The 18372-nt window shown below is 64.7% G+C and carries 16 protein-coding genes and 1 pseudogene; 5 read left to right on the top strand and 12 right to left on the bottom strand.

The window, feature by feature from the left end; all coding sequences use genetic code 11:
- Window positions 1–63: 63 nt before the first annotated feature.
- Window positions 64–1650: a gamma-glutamyltransferase gene (ggt, locus tag C7G42_RS23050; protein WP_106951234.1), complete on the bottom strand. Its 1587-nt coding sequence runs from the start codon at window positions 1648–1650 to the stop codon at window positions 64–66.
- Between the two features lie 197 nt (window positions 1651–1847).
- Here ggt and trhO point away from each other — a divergent pair, with 197 nt between their 5' ends.
- Both trhO and C7G42_RS23060 read left to right on the top strand, forming a co-directional pair.
- The gene (gene trhO / locus C7G42_RS23055; protein WP_106951235.1) at window positions 1848–2630 is read left to right on the top strand and encodes an oxygen-dependent tRNA uridine(34) hydroxylase TrhO; all 783 of its coding nucleotides are present in this window, start codon (window positions 1848–1850) and stop codon (window positions 2628–2630) included.
- Entirely contained in the window at window positions 2620–2838 is a 219-nt protein-coding gene (locus C7G42_RS23060; protein WP_106951236.1) for a SlyX family protein, read from the top strand. The genes trhO and C7G42_RS23060 overlap by 11 nt, the downstream gene beginning before the upstream one ends.
- 5 nt (window positions 2839–2843) lie before the next feature.
- Here the strand turns inward: C7G42_RS23060 and C7G42_RS23065 are convergent, their stop codons facing one another.
- Entirely contained in the window at window positions 2844–4748 is a 1905-nt protein-coding gene (locus C7G42_RS23065) for a sensor domain-containing diguanylate cyclase (protein WP_106951237.1), read from the bottom strand.
- Between the two features lie 172 nt (window positions 4749–4920).
- Window positions 4921–5136, bottom strand: coding sequence for a hypothetical protein (locus tag C7G42_RS23070; RefSeq protein WP_162308410.1), 216 nt, complete (start codon window positions 5134–5136; stop codon window positions 4921–4923).
- A gap of 106 nt (window positions 5137–5242) precedes the next feature.
- On the opposite strand from C7G42_RS23070, the gene hemE reads away from it, so the two are divergent.
- A complete protein-coding gene (hemE, locus tag C7G42_RS23075) occupies window positions 5243–6277 on the top strand; it encodes a uroporphyrinogen decarboxylase (protein WP_106951239.1) in 1035 nt (344 codons plus the stop codon).
- A gap of 158 nt (window positions 6278–6435) precedes the next feature.
- On the opposite strand, the gene C7G42_RS36250 is transcribed toward hemE, so the two are convergent.
- The 5 genes and pseudogenes from C7G42_RS36250 to C7G42_RS23095 all read right to left on the bottom strand — a co-directional run bounded on the left by C7G42_RS36250 (window position 6436) and on the right by C7G42_RS23095 (window position 10493).
- Entirely contained in the window at window positions 6436–6690 is a 255-nt protein-coding gene (locus tag C7G42_RS36250) for a LuxR C-terminal-related transcriptional regulator (protein WP_349627534.1), read from the bottom strand.
- 99 nt (window positions 6691–6789) lie between these two features.
- Window positions 6790–7083 (bottom strand): annotated as a pseudogene (locus C7G42_RS36255) (response regulator transcription factor); the annotation flags it as partial.
- Window positions 7084–7219: 136 nt separating this feature from the next.
- Entirely contained in the window at window positions 7220–8200 is a 981-nt protein-coding gene (hemC, locus tag C7G42_RS23085; RefSeq protein WP_199581086.1) for a hydroxymethylbilane synthase, read from the bottom strand.
- 24 nt (window positions 8201–8224) lie between these two features.
- Window positions 8225–9850 (bottom strand): GMC family oxidoreductase, encoded by a 1626-nt coding sequence (locus C7G42_RS23090; protein WP_106951242.1) that lies wholly within the window; start codon window positions 9848–9850, stop codon window positions 8225–8227.
- A gap of 52 nt (window positions 9851–9902) precedes the next feature.
- The gene (locus tag C7G42_RS23095) at window positions 9903–10493 is read right to left on the bottom strand and encodes a TetR/AcrR family transcriptional regulator (protein WP_106951243.1); all 591 of its coding nucleotides are present in this window, start codon (window positions 10491–10493) and stop codon (window positions 9903–9905) included.
- A gap of 99 nt (window positions 10494–10592) precedes the next feature.
- Here C7G42_RS23095 and C7G42_RS23100 point away from each other — a divergent pair, with 99 nt between their 5' ends.
- Entirely contained in the window at window positions 10593–10958 is a 366-nt protein-coding gene (locus tag C7G42_RS23100) for a nuclear transport factor 2 family protein (RefSeq protein ID WP_106951244.1), read from the top strand.
- Window positions 10959–11156: 198 nt separating this feature from the next.
- Complete coding sequence (locus C7G42_RS23105) at window positions 11157–13118, top strand: putative bifunctional diguanylate cyclase/phosphodiesterase (RefSeq protein ID WP_106951460.1); 1962 nt, start codon at window positions 11157–11159, stop codon at window positions 13116–13118.
- A gap of 169 nt (window positions 13119–13287) precedes the next feature.
- On the opposite strand, the gene C7G42_RS23115 is transcribed toward C7G42_RS23105, so the two are convergent.
- The 4 genes from C7G42_RS23115 to pgm all read right to left on the bottom strand — a co-directional run bounded on the left by C7G42_RS23115 (window position 13288) and on the right by pgm (window position 18034).
- Window positions 13288–14268: a PDR/VanB family oxidoreductase gene (locus tag C7G42_RS23115; protein WP_106951246.1), complete on the bottom strand. Its 981-nt coding sequence runs from the start codon at window positions 14266–14268 to the stop codon at window positions 13288–13290.
- A 10-nt stretch (window positions 14269–14278) separates the two neighbouring features.
- On the bottom strand, window positions 14279–15031 hold the full coding sequence (locus tag C7G42_RS23120) for a GntR family transcriptional regulator (protein ID WP_106951247.1): 753 nt from the start codon (window positions 15029–15031) through the stop codon (window positions 14279–14281).
- Window positions 15032–15034: 3 nt separating this feature from the next.
- The gene (locus C7G42_RS23125) at window positions 15035–16084 is read right to left on the bottom strand and encodes an aromatic ring-hydroxylating dioxygenase subunit alpha (RefSeq protein WP_106951248.1); all 1050 of its coding nucleotides are present in this window, start codon (window positions 16082–16084) and stop codon (window positions 15035–15037) included.
- Between the two features lie 255 nt (window positions 16085–16339).
- The gene (pgm, locus tag C7G42_RS23130) at window positions 16340–18034 is read right to left on the bottom strand and encodes a phosphoglucomutase (alpha-D-glucose-1,6-bisphosphate-dependent) (protein ID WP_106951249.1); all 1695 of its coding nucleotides are present in this window, start codon (window positions 18032–18034) and stop codon (window positions 16340–16342) included.
- Window positions 18035–18372: the final 338 nt, after the last annotated feature.

Genomic DNA, 18372 nt, shown 5'->3' on the forward strand with positions numbered 1-18372 from the left:
CGTTTGAGGCGGAAGGTGTCTAGCGCAATGCGATGGTCGTTGCCAGCCCCGCTGGAGCTTCGCTCAATAGCCGAGCGCGCAGCCGTCCTTGCGCGGATCGGAACCGCCGGTGAGCGTGCCCTTGTCCCAGTCGATCCAGATCGCCTGCGCGCCGCCGAGCGGGCCAACCACGCTGGTGGTCTTGTGGCCGAGCTTCTTCAGGCCCTCGACGATCGCAGCCGGCACGCTGTCCTCGAGCTGATACTGCCCCTCGTAATGCAGGCCGCGCGGCATGTCGATCGCCTCCTGCACGTCGCAGCCATAGTCGAGGATGTTGGTCACGACGTGGGTCTGGCCGACCGGCTGGTACTGCCCGCCCATCACCGCGAACGGCATCACCGAGCGGCCGCCCTTGGTGAGCAGGCTCGGCATGATCGTGTGCAGCGGCCGCTTGCCGCCGGCGATGCAGTTGGGATGACCGGGCTGGATGCGGAAGCCGCCGGCGCGGTTCTGGAACAGGACGCCGGTCTTGTTCGAGACAATCGCCGAGCCGAAGGAATGCGCGATCGAGTTGATGAACGAGCAGACGTTGCGGTCCTTGTCCACGACAGTGATGTAGATCGTCGACGGATTCATCGGCGGTGCGACGTTCGGCAGGTCGAGCATGCCGTCCATGCGGATCTTGGCGATGTGCTCGTCGCAGAATTCCTTGGCGAGGATCTTGGCGACCTCAACCTGCATGTGGTCGGGATCGGCAACGTGCAGCTCGCGGTGCATGTAGGCGATGCGCGCGGCCTCGGCTTCGAGATGGAAACGCTCGATGCTGAGAGGGGCGTATTTCGTCAGGTCGAACCGCGACAGGATGTTCAGCATCAGCAGCATGGTGAGGCCGGGTCCGTTCGGCGGGCACTGCCAGACGTCGTAGCCCTTGTACATGGTGCCGATCGGCGTGGTCGTCTCGGTGGTGTGCGCGGCAAAATCGTCGAGCGTGTGCAGGCCGCCGATGCCCCTGAGAGTCTCGACCATGTCTTCCGCGATCGCACCCTTGTAGAAGGCGTCGCGGCCGTCCTTGGCGATCGCACGCAGCGTCTTGCCGAGTTCGGCCTGGCGGATGACGTCGCCGGCCACCGGCGGCTTGCCGCCCGGCAACAGGTAACGCACGGTGTTGGTGCCGTCCTTGAGCTTCTCGAACTGGTTCTTCCAGTCGAAGGCGATGCGGGGGGCGACGACGTAGCCTTCCTCGGCCGCCTTGATCGCGGGCTGCAGCAGCCGGTCGAAGCCGAATTTGCCGTGATCGCGCAACACGGTCGCGAAGGCGTCGATCACGCCGGGGATCGAGACCGCATGCGCCGAGGTCAGCGGCACCGAGTTGATCTTGCGCTCGAGATACCAGTCGGCATTCGCCGCCTTCGGCGCGCGACCCGAGCCGTTGTAGGCGATGATCTTGCCCTCGCCGCGGGGCTGGACCAGCGCGAAACAGTCGCCGCCGATGCCGGTCGATTGTGGCTCGATCACGCCGAGCAGGGCCGAGCCCGCGACCGCCGCATCCACCGCGGTGCCCCCTTCGCGCAGCACTTCGATCGCGGCGAGCGAGGCCTGCGGATGCGAGGTCGCGACCATTGCATTGGTGGCGTGGACCGTGGACCTGCCTGGGAAATGAAAGTTTCTCATCGAATTCTTGCTCTCTTGGCCCGTGGCGCGGACGGCGCGCCATCTCGGAAAAACCGGGGTTACATGACACATTCCAGCGGCTTTCGGCAATGCTGGCATACCAGGGAAATGGCTGCCATCCGCTGGGCGAATAGACCTTTCGAGGCCGACGGCCATGCGGGTTTTCCAGGCGCCGGCCGCCTGCTAAACGAGCGGCCATGTCTGATCCGGATTCGATCCTCAAGGTCGCCGCCTTCTACCAATTCGCCGCCCTCCCGGATTACCGCGAGCTGCGCGAGCCGCTGCGTGCGTTCTGCGTCAGCCTTCAGCTGAAGGGCAGCGTGCTGCTGGCGCAGGAAGGCATCAACGGCACGCTCGCCGGGGCACCGGAGGCGATCGACGCCCTCGCCCATGAACTGGCGCACGGCGACGTGTTCGGTGGCAGGCTGAACAAGCTCGAATTGAAGTTTTCGGCCGCTGAAGCGATGCCGTTCGGGCGGCTGAAGGTGCGGCTGAAGAAGGAGATCGTCACGCTCGGCGATACGGCGACCGATCCGACCCGCGAGGTCGGCACCTATGTCGATGCGCGCGAATGGAACGCGCTGATCTCGGCGCCCGACATCCTGCTACTCGACACCCGCAACGCCTTCGAGGTGGCGATGGGAACGTTCGAAGGCGCTGTCGATCCCGGCATCAGGAGCTTTGGCCAGTTCAAGGATTTTGCCGCAATCGGGCTCGATCCCGCAAAGCACCGCAGGATCGCGATGTTCTGCACCGGCGGCATCCGCTGCGAGAAGGCGAGCTCCCATCTGCTCGCGCGCGGCTTTACGGAAGTCTATCACCTCAAGGGCGGCATTCTCAAATATCTGGAAGAGGTGCCGGAGGCGCAAAGCCGCTGGCGCGGCGAATGCTTCGTGTTCGACGAGCGCGTCGCGCTCGGCCACGGTTTGCGCGAACGGAGCTTGCTCGAACAGGACATGGGACACGGCCGTGACGAATGAGATCAGGACGCTCGCAGAGCGCATCGACACGCTGGAAACGCGCCTCGCCTATCAGGACGACACGATCGAGACGTTGAACCAGACCATCACCGCGCAGTGGAAGCAGATCGACCTGCTGACGCGGAAGATCACAGAGCTCGGCGAGCGGCTGCAGGACGCCGAGGCCAATGCCCCCGGGCCGGCCAACGAACCCCCGCCGCATTATTGAGCCCTCTACTGGCCGGATGCCTTCGGCAGCAGGTTCATGAGCTCGCCGGACATCATCAGCCGGTCGCGGCCTGCGTCCTTGGCGGCATACAGCGCCCGGTCGGCAGCTTCGACGAGCGAGGACACGCCCGCAGTACGCTCGAGCGCCGGCCGGCAGGTCGCACCGCCGACCGAGGCGGTGACGCACCCGGACTCTGGATTGGTGGCATGAACGAGGCCGGCTTCGTGGATGGCGCTGCGGATCCGTTCGCCGATTAGGGCGCAGCCGGCGGGATCGGTGTTCGGCAGCAGCATGGCGAATTCCTCGCCGCCATAGCGCGCCGCCAGATCGCCGGTGCGCTGCGTCTCGGCCGCGATGATCTTTGCGACCAGACGCAGGCAGGCGTCGCCTGCGGGATGGCCGTATTCGTCGTTATAGGCCTTGAAGTGATCCACATCGATCATCAGCAGAGCAAGGCTGGAGCGGTCGCGATAGGCGCGCGCCCATTCCTCTTTCAGCCGCTCGTCGAAGCGGCGGCGATTGGCAAGGCCGGTGAGGCTGTCTTCGATGGCAAGCGTCTCGAGCCTGCTTTCCAGCTTCTTTTGCTCGGTGATGTCGCGGGTGATCGCGACCACGCCGTCGACGCCGCCGTCGTCCTTGCGTGTCACCCGCATGGTCGATTCGAGCCAGACCTCGTCGTTCTGCCGGTGCGAGTGGCGATAAGTGAATCGCGCCTCCTCCCGGTCGCCACGCTTCATGGCATCGACGGTCGCCTGGACCTCCGGCAGATCCTCCGGATTGATGCCCGCGAGCGCAGGTGTGCCGATCAGTTGGTTTGCGCGCCAGCCGACCACCCGCACGGCCGAGGGCGAGACATAACGCAACCGGTCGTCGAGCCCGATGCTGGTCACCATGTCGCTGGAGCCTTCCGCGAGCAGTCGGAAATGCGCCTCCTTCTCGACCAGGGCCGCCGCCATGCGCTGGCCGCGCTGCATCTGCCGCACCAGCACCGCGCCGATGACCGCAATCAGCATCACCAACGCGATGACGTAGAGCATGCGGGAGATTGCCGCGGCTCGCCAGGGTGCGAGCAATTCCTCCTTGTCCAACGTGGCCAACAGGACCAGCGGATAGCGGCTGCTGCGCTTGAAGAAGCTGAGACGTTCGGCACCGTCGAGAGGCGACTTGAAATGGTAGACGCCGCTCGGCCGTTGCAGGCTGGCGTCTCGGAACAACGCGGTGTCGGCCACGCTGCGGCCGACGAACTTGTCGTTGCTGGGATTGCGCGCGATGATCAATCCGTCGCTGTGCACCAGCGCCGCGGAGCTGTTGCGGCCAATCTCGAATTGCTCGTAAAAGTGCGCGAGATAATTGGAGCTGATGGTCGCAAGCACCACGCCGCCGAAGCTGCCGTCCGGCTTGTTGAAGCGGCGCGACAGGGTGACCACCCATTCGCCTTCGAGCAGGCTCTTCACGGGATGGCCGACATAGGGGTCGCGTTTCGAGGACAGCTGATGGTACCGGAAGAACGCGTCGTCGCTGAGCGTCGTGCCGACCGTGCCGGGCGAGGTCAGCCAATTGCCCTGATCGTCGATGACGGCGATACCATGAATGCGCGGGACGGCCTTCCTGCGCACCTCCAGGACGTTGCCGAGCTTCGTAATGGTCGCAGGGCCGGTGCCGTCCATCTCCAGCCGGCTGACGACACCCACGACGCCGGAATCCAACAGATCGAAGCTGTCCTCGGCGTGCTGGGTCAGCGAACGGGCCACGTTCGCCATCTCGGTCTCGGCACCCCTGAGCACCGCATCGCGCGCGGCCCATTCCCGCCAGCCGCTGACGCCGAGGATGGTCGCGCAGGTCAGCACGACGAACGCCGCCGCACGCAACGGCAGACGGCTCCATCCAGCTCGTTGGGCAGTAGCGCTCATGCGACAGAATTCTCCGATGTTTCGGAACCTCTGCCGCTTCTGTTATTGAACCCTGAAATTACCGCCGGAATGCGCCGCGATATCCCGGTTTTCCGTAGTCCTACGGACGCAAGGATCAGCGCATCGCTAACAGCGCATTAGCAAACCAATCGGAATCCGGCATCGCCCTTCGCTAGCTGAAGATGGCCTTAACCTTGTCCCAGAGCGAGGGATTGTCGGCATCCGCATCCGCCTTCGAGGGCGTCGGCTGGGTGGCGCTGACGGGATCGGACGCCGGGAAACTATCCTTCAGCCCGGCGTCGAGCTTGCTGTGGCGGTCGGCAGCGAGCGCTTCGTGCAGATCGTCGGCGTGCTTGTCGTGCGGCGCGGGATTGAATGTCTCAGCCATAATGTCCTCCATCGGCGGGTCAACGCGGCCCGGTTGCGCTGGTTCCCCTGTTCCGCTGACGGCCATAGCGGTGTATCAGGAGCCGTAACCTTGGTCAGGACCATTCGTGCCCCAATCCGCGACGAAACCTTTCATCGACGTGCTCTCCGGCCAGCGCCAGAGCATCCCGCCCATGTGGATGATGCGGCAGGCCGGCCGCTATCTGCCGGAATATCGCGAGGTCCGCGCCAAGGCCGGCGGCTTCCTCGACCTGTGCTTCAACCCGCAGCTTGCGGCCGAGGTGACGCTGCAGCCGATCCGCAGGTTCGGTTTCGATGCCGCGATCATCTTCTCGGACATCCTGGTGATTCCCCATGCGCTCGGACGCTCGGTGCGGTTCGAGGTCGGCGAGGGCCCGCGGCTGGATCCGCTGGATGATCCCGCCAAGGTCGCAACGCTCGCCGCGCACGCCGACTTCGGCAAGCTCGAGCCGGTGTTCGAGGCGCTCAAGCTCGTGCGCACTGCGCTCGATCCCAAGACCGCGCTGATCGGCTTCTGCGGCGCGCCGTGGACGGTGGCGACCTACATGGTCGCGGGCCAGGGCACGCCCGACCAGGCGCCGGCGCGGATGATGGCCTACCGGCATCCGGAGACGTTCGCGAAAATCATCGACGTGCTGGTCGAAAACTCGATTCAATATCTGCTGTTGCAGCTCGAAGCCGGCGCCAATGCCTTGCAGATTTTCGACACCTGGGCCGGCGTCCTGCCGCCGGCCGAGTTCGCGCGCTGGTCGGTCCAGCCGACCCGCCGCATCGTGGAGGGCGTGCGGGCCAAGGTGCCGGATGCGAAGATCATCGGCTTCCCCCGCGGCGCCGGTGCGCAGTTGCCGGCCTATGTCGAGGCGACCGACGTCAATGCGGTCAGCATCGACTGGACTGCGGAGCCGGGCTTCATTCGCGAACGTGTGCAAAGCAAGATAGCCGTGCAGGGCAATCTCGATCCGCTGGTGCTGATCACGGGCGGCGCCGCGCTCGACCGCGCGGTGGACGACGTGCTGGCGAATTTTGCGCAAGGCCGCTTCATCTTCAATCTCGGCCACGGCATCCAGCCGGAGACGCCGATCGCCCATGTCGAGCAGATGATCAGGCGCGTACGGGGCTAATTCGCTCCCCCCCGATAGGGGTGAAAGCAAAAAATGCGAAAACAACCCCATGCACAGTAGACAAGTCATTGAAAAGGCTGGGCCGGCGAGACTCGATTCAGACGCGCTTTTGACACGTCGGGCAAAACGTGATCACGCCGGCATAACCACGTGCGTCATCAGTGAATGGTGCGGCGCCCAAAGGCGGCGGTCCGGTCTTTCGAGGCCTGCGACCCTTTGAAGGCCATGATCGAAAGCTGCGCGGTCGTCTTGACGCCGGCCTTCTGCAAGATCCTGGCGCGGTGATCCTCGATCGTTCGCGGGCTGATGCCGAGCTTCCGCGCAATCACCTTGCTCGATGACCCCGCGATCAGATGATCCAGGACCTCGCACTCGCGCCTCGTGAGTCCTCGCGATTGCTTGAAATGGTCCAATGGACCCGCTGAATGCGCAGGCTGGCCGACCCCGGCCGACTCGATCCGCGCAACCAAGTCTGCCGGACTGAACGGCTTCTGGACGAAATCCGCCGCTCCGATCCGAAGCGCGTGCACGGCCGTTGGGATCTCGCCCTGCCCCGACACCATGAGTATCGGTACCGGACAGGTTCGATCGGTCAGCTGTCCAAGAACGTCCAGTCCCGATATTCCCGGCAGGCACAGATCGAGAAGAATGCAGGCTGGCGAGGCATGGCGGGACTTCGCGATCAGTGCTTCGCCGTCGGCAAAGAAAACCGGCTGATAGCCCGCTTTCTCGAGAACGACCCTCAGCATCGCGCGCGTCGTCAGATCGTCTTCGAGAATGAATACCTCGTTCTCAGTCATCGTCATCGCCTTTTCCGTTCAGACCGCGACTGCTATGCGCCGGACGCGGTGGCAGGAAAAGCGGAAGTCACCAAGACGGTTCGCGACCAAATAACGACAAGTTTGCGTAAAATTGCATCGGATTAGGCCGGAATTAACGCATTCAGCGCGGCCGGCTGCGCTCGATGATCTCGGCGGCGCCCTTCGCCAGAAGATCCAGACCCACCGCACGGCCGAGCTCTCGCGGGCGATTGGCGGGGCCTTCGCGCGAAGCCTCAATGATGGTGTTGCCGGAGAGATCGAGCACGGATGCGGTGAGCGACATCCGATCGCCCGCAATGGTCGAGAAGCCCGCCACCGGCGAATTGCAGTGGCCGTTGAGCACCCACAGCACCTCGCGCTCGGCGTCGGCGGAAGCATGCGCGACGGGATCGTCGATCGACGACAGGATCTGCCGCGTCTGCCAGTCCTGCGCGGCGCATTCGACGGCGACGATGCCCTGCCCCGCCGCCGGCAACATCTCCACTGCTGTGAATTCGTACGCGATGCGGCCGGCGAGGCCGACGCGATCGAGGCCGGAGCGCGCCATGATCAGCGCATCGGCCGGACCGACGGCGCCGCCATCCGGCAGGCGCTGCTTCTCGCCATTCTCGAGCTTTCGCACGCGCGTGTCGGCGGCGCCGCGGAAGTGGATCACCTCTACATCCGGAAACAAGCGTCGCGCGTAAGCGGCGCGGCGGACGGCATTGGTGCCGATCTTGAAACCCTTGCCGCGGGACTGGCGCAGCGCCTCCAGCGTCACGCCATCGCGCAGCACCAGTGCGTCGTTGGGCGGATCGCGCGAGAGCGTGGCGCCGATGACGAGGCCGGGCGTGTCCTCGTTGCCCGGCATGTCCTTCAGCGAGTGCATCGCTGCCTGCAATTGGCCCGAGAGCACCGCGGCGCGGATCTGCGCCACGAAGGCGCCACCCTTGCCGCCATGCGGCAACAACTTGCTGGTCTGGTCGAGATCGCCCGTGGTGTCGAACTTGACGATCTCGACGTCGAGGCCGGGCACGGCGGCGGTCAGGCGGCGCGCGATCTCTTCCGTCTGGGCCAGCGCCATCGCGCTCTTGCGGGTGCCGATCTTCAATCGCGTAGCCAATCCGCTCTCCATCCAAGACGCGTGTCAACGCGCATCCTCCAATATCATGTCGGAGGCCTTTTCGGCGATCATGATGATCGGCGCGTTGGTGTTCCCCGATACGAGGTCCGGCATGACCGAGCCGTCGACGACGCGAAGGCCATCGAGCCCCCTCACCTTCAGCCGCTGGTCGACCACCGCAAGCGCATCATTGCCCATACGACAGGTCGAGGTCGGATGGTAGATGGTGCTGCCGCGCTCGCGGCAATAATCCAGCAGCTCCGCATCCGTGGATACCTTCGCCCCGGGATCGTACTCATTGACCACGAACGGCTTCAGGGCAGGCGCATTCAATATCTTGCGCAGGATCTTCAGACCTTCGACGTTGGTGCTGCGGTCGGTCTCCGTCGACATGTAGTTGATGCGGATTTCCGGCGGCACCGTCGGATCGGCGCTCCGGATGCGCAAGGTCCCGCGGCTTTCGGGACGGAGCTGGCAGACCGACGCCGTGAAGCCGGAGAAATCATGCAGCTTCTCGCCCATCTTGTCGGTCGAGAACGGCAGGAAGTGCACCTGGATGTCGGGCGAGGCCAGCCGCGGGCTGGTCTTGAAGAACGCGCCCGCGGTGCCGGCTGCGATCGTCAACCAACCTTTCCGGAACAGCGCGTAACGCGCGCCGGCCATGGTGCGGCGGAGCGGATGATTGACGGTGTCGTTCAGCGTGATCTTCTGCGAGCAGCGCATCACGATGCGGACCTGCATGTGATCCTGGAGATCGTGACCGACGCCCGGCGCGTCGAGCACGACGTCGATGCCATGCTTGCGCAAGAGGTCGCCGGGGCCGACGCCGGAGAGTTGCAGCAGCTGCGGCGAATTGTAGGCGCCGCTCGACAGCACGATCTCCCTGCGCGCGCGGGCGCGGCGGATTTGTACGCCTTGCCGATATTCGACGCCGACGGCGCGGCGTCCCTCGAACAACACGCGCTGGCCGAGCGCGGAGGTTTCGACCTTGAGATTGCCGCGGGCCTTTGCCGGGCCGAGATAGGCCACCGAGGTCGAGGCACGGCGGCCGTTGCGTGTCGTGGTCTGGAACAGGCCGACGCCTTCCTGCGTGGCGCCGTTGAAATCGGGGTTGTAGGGCAGACCGGTCTCGACTGCGGCATCGATGAAGGCCTTCGACAGCGGATCGGTCACGACCATATTCGAAACCGGCAATGGACCGCCGCTGCCATGATATTGATCGGCGCCGCGCGACTGGTTCTCGGCCTTCTTGAAATAGGGCAGCACGTCGTCATAGCCCCAGCCGGTGTTGCCGAGCTGGCGCCAGCGATCATAGTCCTCGTGCTGGCCGCGGACATAGAGCAGGCCGTTGATCGAGCTCGAGCCGCCCAGCGTCTTGCCGCGCGGCTGAAACACCTGGCGCCCTTTCAGCTCGGGCTCCGGCTCGGTCTGGTACATCCAGTTGACGGTCTTCTCCTTGAACAGTTTGCCGTAGCCGAGCGGCACGTGGATCCAGATGTTGGAATCCTTCGGGCCGACCTCGAGCAGCAGCACGCTGTACTTGCCGTTCGCCGAGAGCCTGTTGGCGAGCACGCAGCCGGCGGAGCCGGCGCCGACGATGATGTAGTCAAATTCGGGATCGGACGGCGTGAGGGAGGAAGTTGCGTTCATGCGTTACTGTTCTTCTTGTTGGTGTGGGCGTTTCCGCTCCGTCACTAGCACGTCATGGCTTGACGCGCAGCGCCTCGATCAGCGACTTGAACGCACGGGCATATTCCGCGCCGGCCCTTGCGATATCGGCGCGTCCGGCGCAGGCAACCGCGGCCTCCGTCACCGCGCCGAGCAGCAGGCGGGCGAGCGGTTCGACCGGCTGCTTTGGGATCAGGCCGGCCTCCATCGCCACCGAAAGCGCGCGCGGCAACTTGCCGCCGAAATGCTGCGCGTCAATCTCGCGCCAGCGCTCCCAGCCGAGCACAGCCGGCCCATCACGCAGGATGATCTGGCCGGTCGGGCCCTTGGCGGTCGCCGCGAAATAATGCTGCGTGCCGGCGACCATCGCCGCGAGCACATCCTTCTCGGTGCGAGCCGTGCCGTCGATCTCGACGACGAGGTCGCGCGAGACCTGATCGAACACGGCAGCGAACACCGCCTCCTTGGTCTTGAAGTGATGATAGACGGCGCCCTTGGCGATGCGGGCGCCCTCCGCGATCTCGTCCATGGTGGTGGCGGCAAAGCCCTGCGTCCCGAACAGCCGACGTGCCGCCGTCAGAATCGCCTCCGATGTCGCAGCCCGCCGCTCCGCCTGTTTCGCCATGGGTCTCGTCTAATCGAATTCTTCTTAGCCGGCCAGTTGACTTTTCGACTACCGGTCGGTATTTACCGACTAGCAGTCGGTTTTATCATGAGGTCTGCCATGCCGAACCGTGACATCGTCGAAGCCTTTGCGAAGCGGCTGGAGGATGGGGATTTCGTCGGAGCGATCCTCGACTACTACACTCCGGACGCCGCCACGCACGAAAACCAGGCCGAGCCCCTGGTCGGGCGCGACAAGCTCGCGGCCAAGGAGCGCGGCGTGCTCGCAGCCTTCAAGGAAATCAAGGCGGTGCGGATCGGGCCGAGCTTGATCGAAGGCGACAACGTCGCGACGCGTTGGCGGTTCAGCTTCACCAATGCCGAAGGCGTTACGCGGACACTGGAAGAGATTGCCTGGCAGACATGGCGTGGCGATCAGCTCATCGCGGAGCGGTTCTATTACGATCCGAAACAGTTGGGGCGCTGAGTTCGTTTCAACTGCGGTCGCACGGGAAAAAGCGGCAGGCGACCGAGTATTTGTATCGATTTGTTATCGATACCACGTTACGAACACACAGAAGTGGTCGCGGCGATGCCGGCCAGGTGAGATAATTCATAGTTCGTCAAAGGTTTGCGGCGAATTCTCCCGACCGGACCGGACAACGGCCATGCTGCAGGCTATGAAATGCGGACTCAAACGACCAGCTATGTCGCGCGGCTGTTCGCCGGCGATTTGTCGGCCTTTGGCGGTCCCGCAACCGACGAAGCCGTAGCCGGCTATATCCGAGCCGAACAGATGTCGCTGGTGCTCGGCTATTCGGTCGGCATCATGCTCGCCAATGCCTGCAACGCCGCCGTGCTCGCCATCGCGCTGTGGCAGTCGCCGGACTGGTCATTTGCGCTGGGCTGGGCGGTGATCGTGGCCGGTGCCGCGATCGCGTTCGGCCTGCAATCCCACGCCTCGCGCCGTATCACCAAGCCGCAATTCGTCTCGCGCCGGGCCATGCACCGCCTGGTGCGCAACGCTTTCATCCTTGGCGCAGCCTGGGGCATCGTCCCGGTCGCCTTCTTTGCGAATGCTGCAACCGGCGGCCAGCTGGTCATCACCTGCCTCTGCTCGGGCATGCTTGCCGGCGGCGCGCTGGCCTTCGCCACGATCCCGATCGCAGCGATTGCCTTTACGACGCCCATCTTCATCGGCATCGCGATCTGCCTCAGCCGAGACGGCGATCCCGCCTACGTTCTGATGGCCATCCTGGTGGTGGTCTACGGGTCGGTGCTGCTGCGCGCCGTGTTCGTCAATTCGGTCGGATTCGCGCGGCGCGTGATCCGGCAGGTCGAGGCGGAGCGCACGGTGCGGCAGGACCCGCTAACGCTCCTGCCCAACCGCGTCGCCTTCAACGAGACGCTCGACGCCGCCCTGAAGCGGCTCGCCCTGTCCGGCGAGGAATTCGCGGTGCTGCTGCTCGACCTCGACCGCTTCAAGGAGGTCAACGACCAATTCGGTCACCCCGCCGGCGACGAATTCCTGGTCCAGGTCGCAAGCCGCCTGCAACGCTGCACCCGCGCGGCCGAGCATGTCGCGCGCATCGGCGGCGACGAGTTCGCGCTGGTGATGGCCAATCTCACGCGGCCTGAGGAGGCGCTCGAGTTCGCCGAGCGCTTCGCCACGACCTTCGACGAACCGTTCCAGATCGAGGGGCGTCAGATCGTGGGCGCGACCAGCATCGGCATCGTGCTGGCGCCGCGCGACGGCAGCACGCAACTCGACATCATGAAGAATGCGGACGCCGCGCTCTACCGCGCCAAGAAGGCGGGCCCCGGCACGGTCTGCTTCTTCGAGGAAGCCGACGACCGCTCATCCCGTGATCGCAAAGCGCTGCAATCGGACCTCGAAGGCGCCATCGCGCGCGACGAGCTGTTCCTGGTGTTCCAGCCGTTCCTCGATCTCAATGAGAACCGGATCACCGGCTTCGAGGCTCTGCTGCGCTGGCAGCATCCCTCGCGCGGGCTGGTGCCGCCGAGCGAATTCATCCCGATCGCCGAGGAGACAGGGCTGATCCACGAGATCGGCGAATGGGTGATCCGGCGCGCCTGTGCGACGCTGGCGGACTGGCCGGAAGAGATCAGGGTCGCCGTGAACTTCTCGGCCGCGCAGTTTCGCAACAACGACCTCTTGCAGATCATCGTGCAGGCGCTTGCCGACGCGAGGATCGCCCCGCACCGGCTCGAGATCGAGATCACGGAATCGATGCTGCTGTCGAAATACGGATCGGCCGCGTCGGTCCTCGCTGCGCTGCTGCAGCTCGGCATCACCGTGGCGCTGGACGATTTCGGAACGGGCTTCTCCTCGCTCACCTATTTGCGCAAGCTGCCGTTCAGCCGAATCAAGATCGACCAGTCCTTCATCCGCGACATGCTGGTGCAGCCGGACTGCGCCGCGATCGTGAAGTCCGTGATTGGGCTGGCGCGCGACCTACGCATCGGCGTGGTCGCCGAAGGCGTCGAGACCGCCGACCAGCTCGAATATCTGCGCCAGTTCAGTTGCGACGAGGTGCAGGGCTATCTGATCAGCCGGCCGGTGTCGGCCGAAGGCGTGCTGGCGCTGCTGGAGACGAAGCAGGTTCGGGCGACGTTTGCGGCGTAGGCTCCAGAGCTTCCAAAAGCGTCTCCAGAGCTTCCAAAAGCGTCTCCAGAGCTTCCAAAAGCGTCATGGCCGGGCTTGTCCCGGCCATCCACGTCTTACCACATGGCACAAAGAACGTCGATGCCCGGGACAAGCCCGGGCATGACGACCTGTGCGCAGGTGTCCCGCCTCAGACCGCATCCGACCGGAGCAGCGTGTCCACCGTGATGGTGCCCCTTGCGCGGGAAACACACGCGCAGATCTTCTGGTTGCTCTCTTTCTGATGATCGCTGAAGAAGACGTCGCGATGGTCGATCTCGCCGTCGACCTCGACCACGTCGATGGCGCAGAGGCCGCATTCGCCGCGCTTGCAATCATACATCACGTCGTGACCGCTGGCATTGAGCACATCAAGCATCGAGCGCTCGCGCGGGATTTCGAGCTCGACATTCGAGCCCTTCAGGCGCACCCGAAACGGCTCGGTCGGGAGCGTGTTGCTGGAGCCGAAGGTCTCGTAGCGGAGATCGGGTAGCGGATGGCCCGCGCCGATCCAGGCGTGACGTGCGGCATCGAGCATGCGCATCGGACCGCAGAACAGGGCCAGCGTGCCTTGCGTCAGTGACGCGAACAGCGCGTCGAGATCGAGCCGCTGACCTTCGTCGCTGGCATGAACGACCAGTCGATCGCCGAGCATTCCGGCGAGATCATCGAGATAGGCGGCCTCGGCGCGCGAGCCTATCGCATAGTGCAGCGTGACATCCGCCCCGCGCCGCGCCAGCGCCTGCGCGGCGCCTAGGATCGGCGTGATGCCGATACCGCCAGCGATCAGGCAATAATTTTCGCGCGACCAGTCCACGGCGAGCAACGAGGCGGGCTGCGTTATGTCGAGCCGCGCGCCCGGGGCGAGCTGCCACATGTAGCGCGAGCCGCCGCGGGAATCATCGGCGCGGCGCACCGCGATCTTGAATCCATGCGACGAGGCTTCGCCGACCAGCGAATAGGATCGCGTCTCCGGCAGACCGTCGATGGTCACGCTGACATTGATGTGGCTGCCGACCGGATAGGCGGTGGCGTCGAACTGATCGGGCCGGATCAGGAATTCGCGGATGCCGGGAGCAAGATCGCGCGTCGAGACGAGCGTCGCCGGAATCCAGGTTTCGATGAAGCGCATGGGACTGCCCTCAATCGGTTGCGGTCTTGATCAGCGCCAGCGCCGGCAAGAGATCGAGATGGGTGCGGTTACGCAGCGCAAGCCTTAAGTTGCGCACCGCCAGCCGCGCGTGCTCGCGCATGATGGCTTCGGCGCGCGCGCCTTCACGATTCTCGATCGCATCGATCACGACGCGGTGGTGATCCTGGGCGATGATCAGGATCTGCTGCGCCTCGGGCAGTGCCGATTGGGCCATCACGAAGCCGCTCGGCGAGGCGAACGGGAGCGCGGAGGCGCGGTCGATCTGGCGGACCAGGGGTGGGCTGCGCGACAGTTCCGTGAGCAGGGCATGGAAGCGCGCGTTCAAGGTGACATAGGACGAGAAGGCCTCGATCGAGATCGGCACCTGGCCCAGCAATTCGTCGATCGCCGCAAGGCACTCCTTCAGCGGCTCCAGCTCGCGCGCGGAGACGCCGCGCTCGGCCGCGAAGCGCGCCGCAAGCCCTTCGAGCGTGCCGCGCAGCTCGATAGAATCGGAGATGTCGCGCTCCGAGAATGCCTTCACCATGAAGCCGCCGGAGGGGATCGCCTCCAGCAGGCCCTCCTCCTCAAGCCGTACCAGCGCCATACGCACCGGGGTGCGCGAGGCGCCGGTGGTTTCCACCGCCTGGAGCTCGGAGATGCGCTCGCCCGGACGCAGGGCGCCGGACAGGATCTGGTCGCGCAGCGCGAGCTGCGCTTTCACGGTCTGCGAGACGGAGCGGTCGACCTCACGTTCGGCCATGATCTACTCCGCGGCCTGAAGGCGCTGCGGCGCGGTTTCCTTCGCCACCATCCTGTCGATCAGCTTGCGCGACCACATCGCGCCGGCGTCGATATTGAGGTTGTAGAAGATGCGATCCGGGTTTTCGTCCATGGCGCGCTGCTGCGCTTCCAGGATCAGCTCGTCCTCGCGGAAGATGCCGGAGACGCCCTCGCGGATCTCCGAGGTGATGCGCTGCTCGCCGAGCTGGTAGTTGCGCACGAAGGCCCAGAAATAGTGGCAGGTCTTCTCGGTCTCGGGCGTGATGGTGTTGAGCACGAAGCCGTTGACGCCCTGCGAGCGGTCGCCTTCCGGCGCGCCGGTGCCCGTCGGCGCCACGCCGACGTCGATGGCGATGGTGCACGGGGCTTCGAAGCGGATGATCTGCCAGCGGTCGACCAGTCCGGTTTTGCCGAGCTGCCTGGCCCAGAACGGCGGCGGCTCGATGCCGCGCATCCAGCGCGTCACCGTCACCGTCTTCTCGCCATGGGTGACGTCGAACGGCGCCTCCGCCACTGCCTCGTTGCCGATCGAGGAGCCGTGCACGAAGGTCTCGTGGGTGAGGTCCATGAGATTGTCGAGCACGAGGCGGTAGTCACAATTGACTTGGATGGTCTTGCCGTCGCCGGCCCAGGCCGGATCGTGATTCCAGTGCAGGTCGGGAACGAGCGCGGGATCGGCCAGCGCCGGATCGCCCATCCAGAGCCAGATGTAGCGGTGGCGCTCGACCACGGGATAGGCGCGCACGCAAGCCGATGGGTTGATTGTCTCCTGCGAGGGCATGAAGGTGCAGCGCCCCTGCGCATTGTACTTGAGACCGTGATAGCCGCAGACCACGGTGTCGCCTTCGAGCCGGCCCTTGGACAGCGGCACCAGGCGGTGCCAGCAGGCGTCCTCGAGCGCAGCGACCGAGCCATCGGCCTTGCGGTACATCACAACATGCTTGCCGCAGATCGTCCGCGGCAACAGCGCAGGTTTGACGTCCGCGTCCCAAGCTGCGGCGTACCAGGCGTTCATGGGAAAAGGCTTCGTCATAGGTCTCACTCCCACGGCTTTTGTATGCGTTATGTATACAATAAACGGAGAGACAGTCTCATTCAAGTCCCATAACGCCTTACTAAATTACCTTTTTGTGGTAGCTAGGTATACAATCCCACCAACTGCGTCATGCCGGGCTTGTCCCGGCCATCCACGCATTGCAACGCGGTAGGAAGAACGTGGATGCCCGGGACAAGCCCGGGCATGACGACCTGCCGTAAACGGTGTGATTACGATCTGACCTGAGAGCAGCTACGCCCCGAACACCTTCTTCAGTCCCGCCTGCGCCTCTTCCTGAATCCGCTTCAGGTGCTCGGTGCTGCGGAAACTCTCGGCGTAGATCTTGTAGACATCCTCCGTCCCGGAGGGCCGTGCGGCGAACCAGCCGTAGTCGGTCTCGACCTTGATGCCGCCAAACGGCTGGCCGTTGCCGGGCGCCTTGCTCAACGTGGCGCGGACCGGATCGCCGGCGAGGTCCTTCAGGCCGAGCTGCTCGGGCGTGACCGACTTCAAGATGTTCTTCTGCGGCCCGGTCGCGGCGACGTCGATGCGGGCGTAGTGCGGCACGCCGAACTCGGCGGTGAGATCATTGAAGAGCTGACTGGGATCGCGGCCGGTCTTCGCCATGATCTCGGCGGCGAGCAAGCCGAGGATGACACCGTCCTTGTCGGTGGTCCACACCCCGCCGTCGCGGCGCAGGAACGAGGCCCCTGCACTCTCCTCGCCGCCGAAGCCGAAGCCGCCAGTGAGGAGGCCGTCGACGAACCATTTGAAGCCGACCGGCGTCTCCACCAGCTTGCGGCCAAGCTTCCTGGCGACGCGATCGATGATCGAGCTCGACACCACGGTCTTGCCGATCGCGGCGTCCTTGCCCCAATTGGGACGGTGCGCGAATAAATAGGAGATCGCGGTCGCCAGATAATGGTTCGGATTCATCAGGCCACCGGTGCGGGTGACGATGCCGTGGCGGTCGGCGTCAGTGTCGTTGGCGAAGGCGACGTCGAAGCGGTCGCGCATCGCGATCAGGCTCGCCATCGCGTAGGGCGATGAGCAATCCATGCGGATCTTGCCGTCCCAATCCACCGTCATGAAACGGAAGGTCGGGTCGATCGCCTCGTTCACCACGGTGGCCTTCAGGCCGTAGCGCTCGATGATCGGATGCCAGTAATGCACGGCGGCGCCGCCGAGCGGATCGATGCCGATATTGATGCCGGCGGATTTGACGAGGTCGAGATCGACGACGTTGCCGAGATCGGCCACGTAAGGCGTGATGAAATCGTTGGCATGGACGTTCGAAGACTTTAGCGCCTTGGCATAGTCGATGCGCTTCACGCCCTTGAGTCCGTCGGCGAGATAGGCGTTGGCGCGTTTCTCGACCACGCCGGTCACGTCGGTATCGGCCGGGCCGCCATGCGGCGGATTGTATTTGTAGCCGCCATCCTCCGGCGGATTGTGCGAGGGCGTGATGACGACGCCGTCGGCGAGGCCGCTGGTGCGGCCCCTGTTGTAGGTGAGGATCGCGTGCGAGATGACAGGTGTCGGCGTATAGCCGCCGTCCTTGTCGATCATGATGTCGACGCCGTTGGCCGCGAACACCTCGACGGCGCTGACCAGTGCCGGCTCGGCCAGCGCGTGGGTGTCGATGCCGATGAAGAGCGGACCGGTCAGCCCCTTTTCCCGCCTGTAGTCGCATATCGCCTGCGTGGTCGCGAGGATGTGGCCTTCGTTGAAGGTGTTCTTGAAGGACGTGCCGCGATGGCCGGAGGTGCCGAACGCCACGCGCTGCGCGGGATCGGCGACATCGGGCTTGCCGCCGAAATAGGCCGTCACCAGCCGCGGAATGTTGGTGAGCGAGTCCGGCGAAGCCTGCTTGCCCGCCCCGGGATGAACATCAGCCACTGAAGTACCTCGTCCTGTCGTAACGGAGATTACGGAGCACCATAGCATCGGCCGGGCCCCCGCCAAGGGCACAACACGCGCGGTGGGGAAGGCGTTCCTTGGGTCGGTGACTGCAGCGAAAGTCCGCAGCCCAGAGAATCGTCTTTTTCCTCGAAAGGATCGAGGACCCGGATACAGCTGACCATCGTCCTTCGAGACCCGCCTTGATTTGCAAAGCGAGCACGTCAGGAGGGCGCTCATGAATTTGAGCCTGCATCGATGTATTGATCTCTGGAGAGAACATGCCTTCGCGTTCTCGCGGCGCGTTTCGCCCGAGCTTTGCCTTGGTCTCGCTACCCTCTGATCCAAGAGGGCGCAGGGAAGGCCGGGTGCCGGCTGGCACCCGC

This window comes from Bradyrhizobium sp. MOS003 (assembly GCF_003020125.1).
Taxonomy (GTDB): Bacteria; Pseudomonadota; Alphaproteobacteria; order Rhizobiales; family Xanthobacteraceae; genus Bradyrhizobium.

Excerpts from the sequence above, each read along its gene's own strand:
- ggt (WP_106951234.1), bottom strand. The coding sequence starts at position 1,650 with ATGAGAAACTTTCATTTCCCAGGCAGGTCCACGGTCCACGCCACCAAT.
- trhO (WP_106951235.1), top strand. The coding sequence starts at position 1,848 with ATGTCTGATCCGGATTCGATCCTCAAGGTCGCCGCCTTCTACCAATTC.
- C7G42_RS23065 (WP_106951237.1), bottom strand. The coding sequence starts at position 4,748 with ATGAGCGCTACTGCCCAACGAGCTGGATGGAGCCGTCTGCCGTTGCGT.
- C7G42_RS23070 (WP_162308410.1), bottom strand. The coding sequence starts at position 5,136 with ATGGCTGAGACATTCAATCCCGCGCCGCACGACAAGCACGCCGACGAT.
- C7G42_RS23090 (WP_106951242.1), bottom strand. The coding sequence starts at position 9,850 with ATGAACGCAACTTCCTCCCTCACGCCGTCCGATCCCGAATTTGACTAC.
- C7G42_RS23095 (WP_106951243.1), bottom strand. The coding sequence starts at position 10,493 with ATGGCGAAACAGGCGGAGCGGCGGGCTGCGACATCGGAGGCGATTCTG.
- C7G42_RS23100 (WP_106951244.1), top strand. The coding sequence starts at position 10,593 with ATGCCGAACCGTGACATCGTCGAAGCCTTTGCGAAGCGGCTGGAGGAT.
- C7G42_RS23105 (WP_106951460.1), top strand. The coding sequence starts at position 11,157 with ATGCGGACTCAAACGACCAGCTATGTCGCGCGGCTGTTCGCCGGCGAT.
- C7G42_RS23115 (WP_106951246.1), bottom strand. The coding sequence starts at position 14,268 with ATGCGCTTCATCGAAACCTGGATTCCGGCGACGCTCGTCTCGACGCGC.
- C7G42_RS23120 (WP_106951247.1), bottom strand. The coding sequence starts at position 15,031 with ATGGCCGAACGTGAGGTCGACCGCTCCGTCTCGCAGACCGTGAAAGCG.
- C7G42_RS23125 (WP_106951248.1), bottom strand. The coding sequence starts at position 16,084 with ATGACGAAGCCTTTTCCCATGAACGCCTGGTACGCCGCAGCTTGGGAC.
- pgm (WP_106951249.1), bottom strand. The coding sequence starts at position 18,034 with ATGCTATGGTGCTCCGTAATCTCCGTTACGACAGGACGAGGTACTTCA.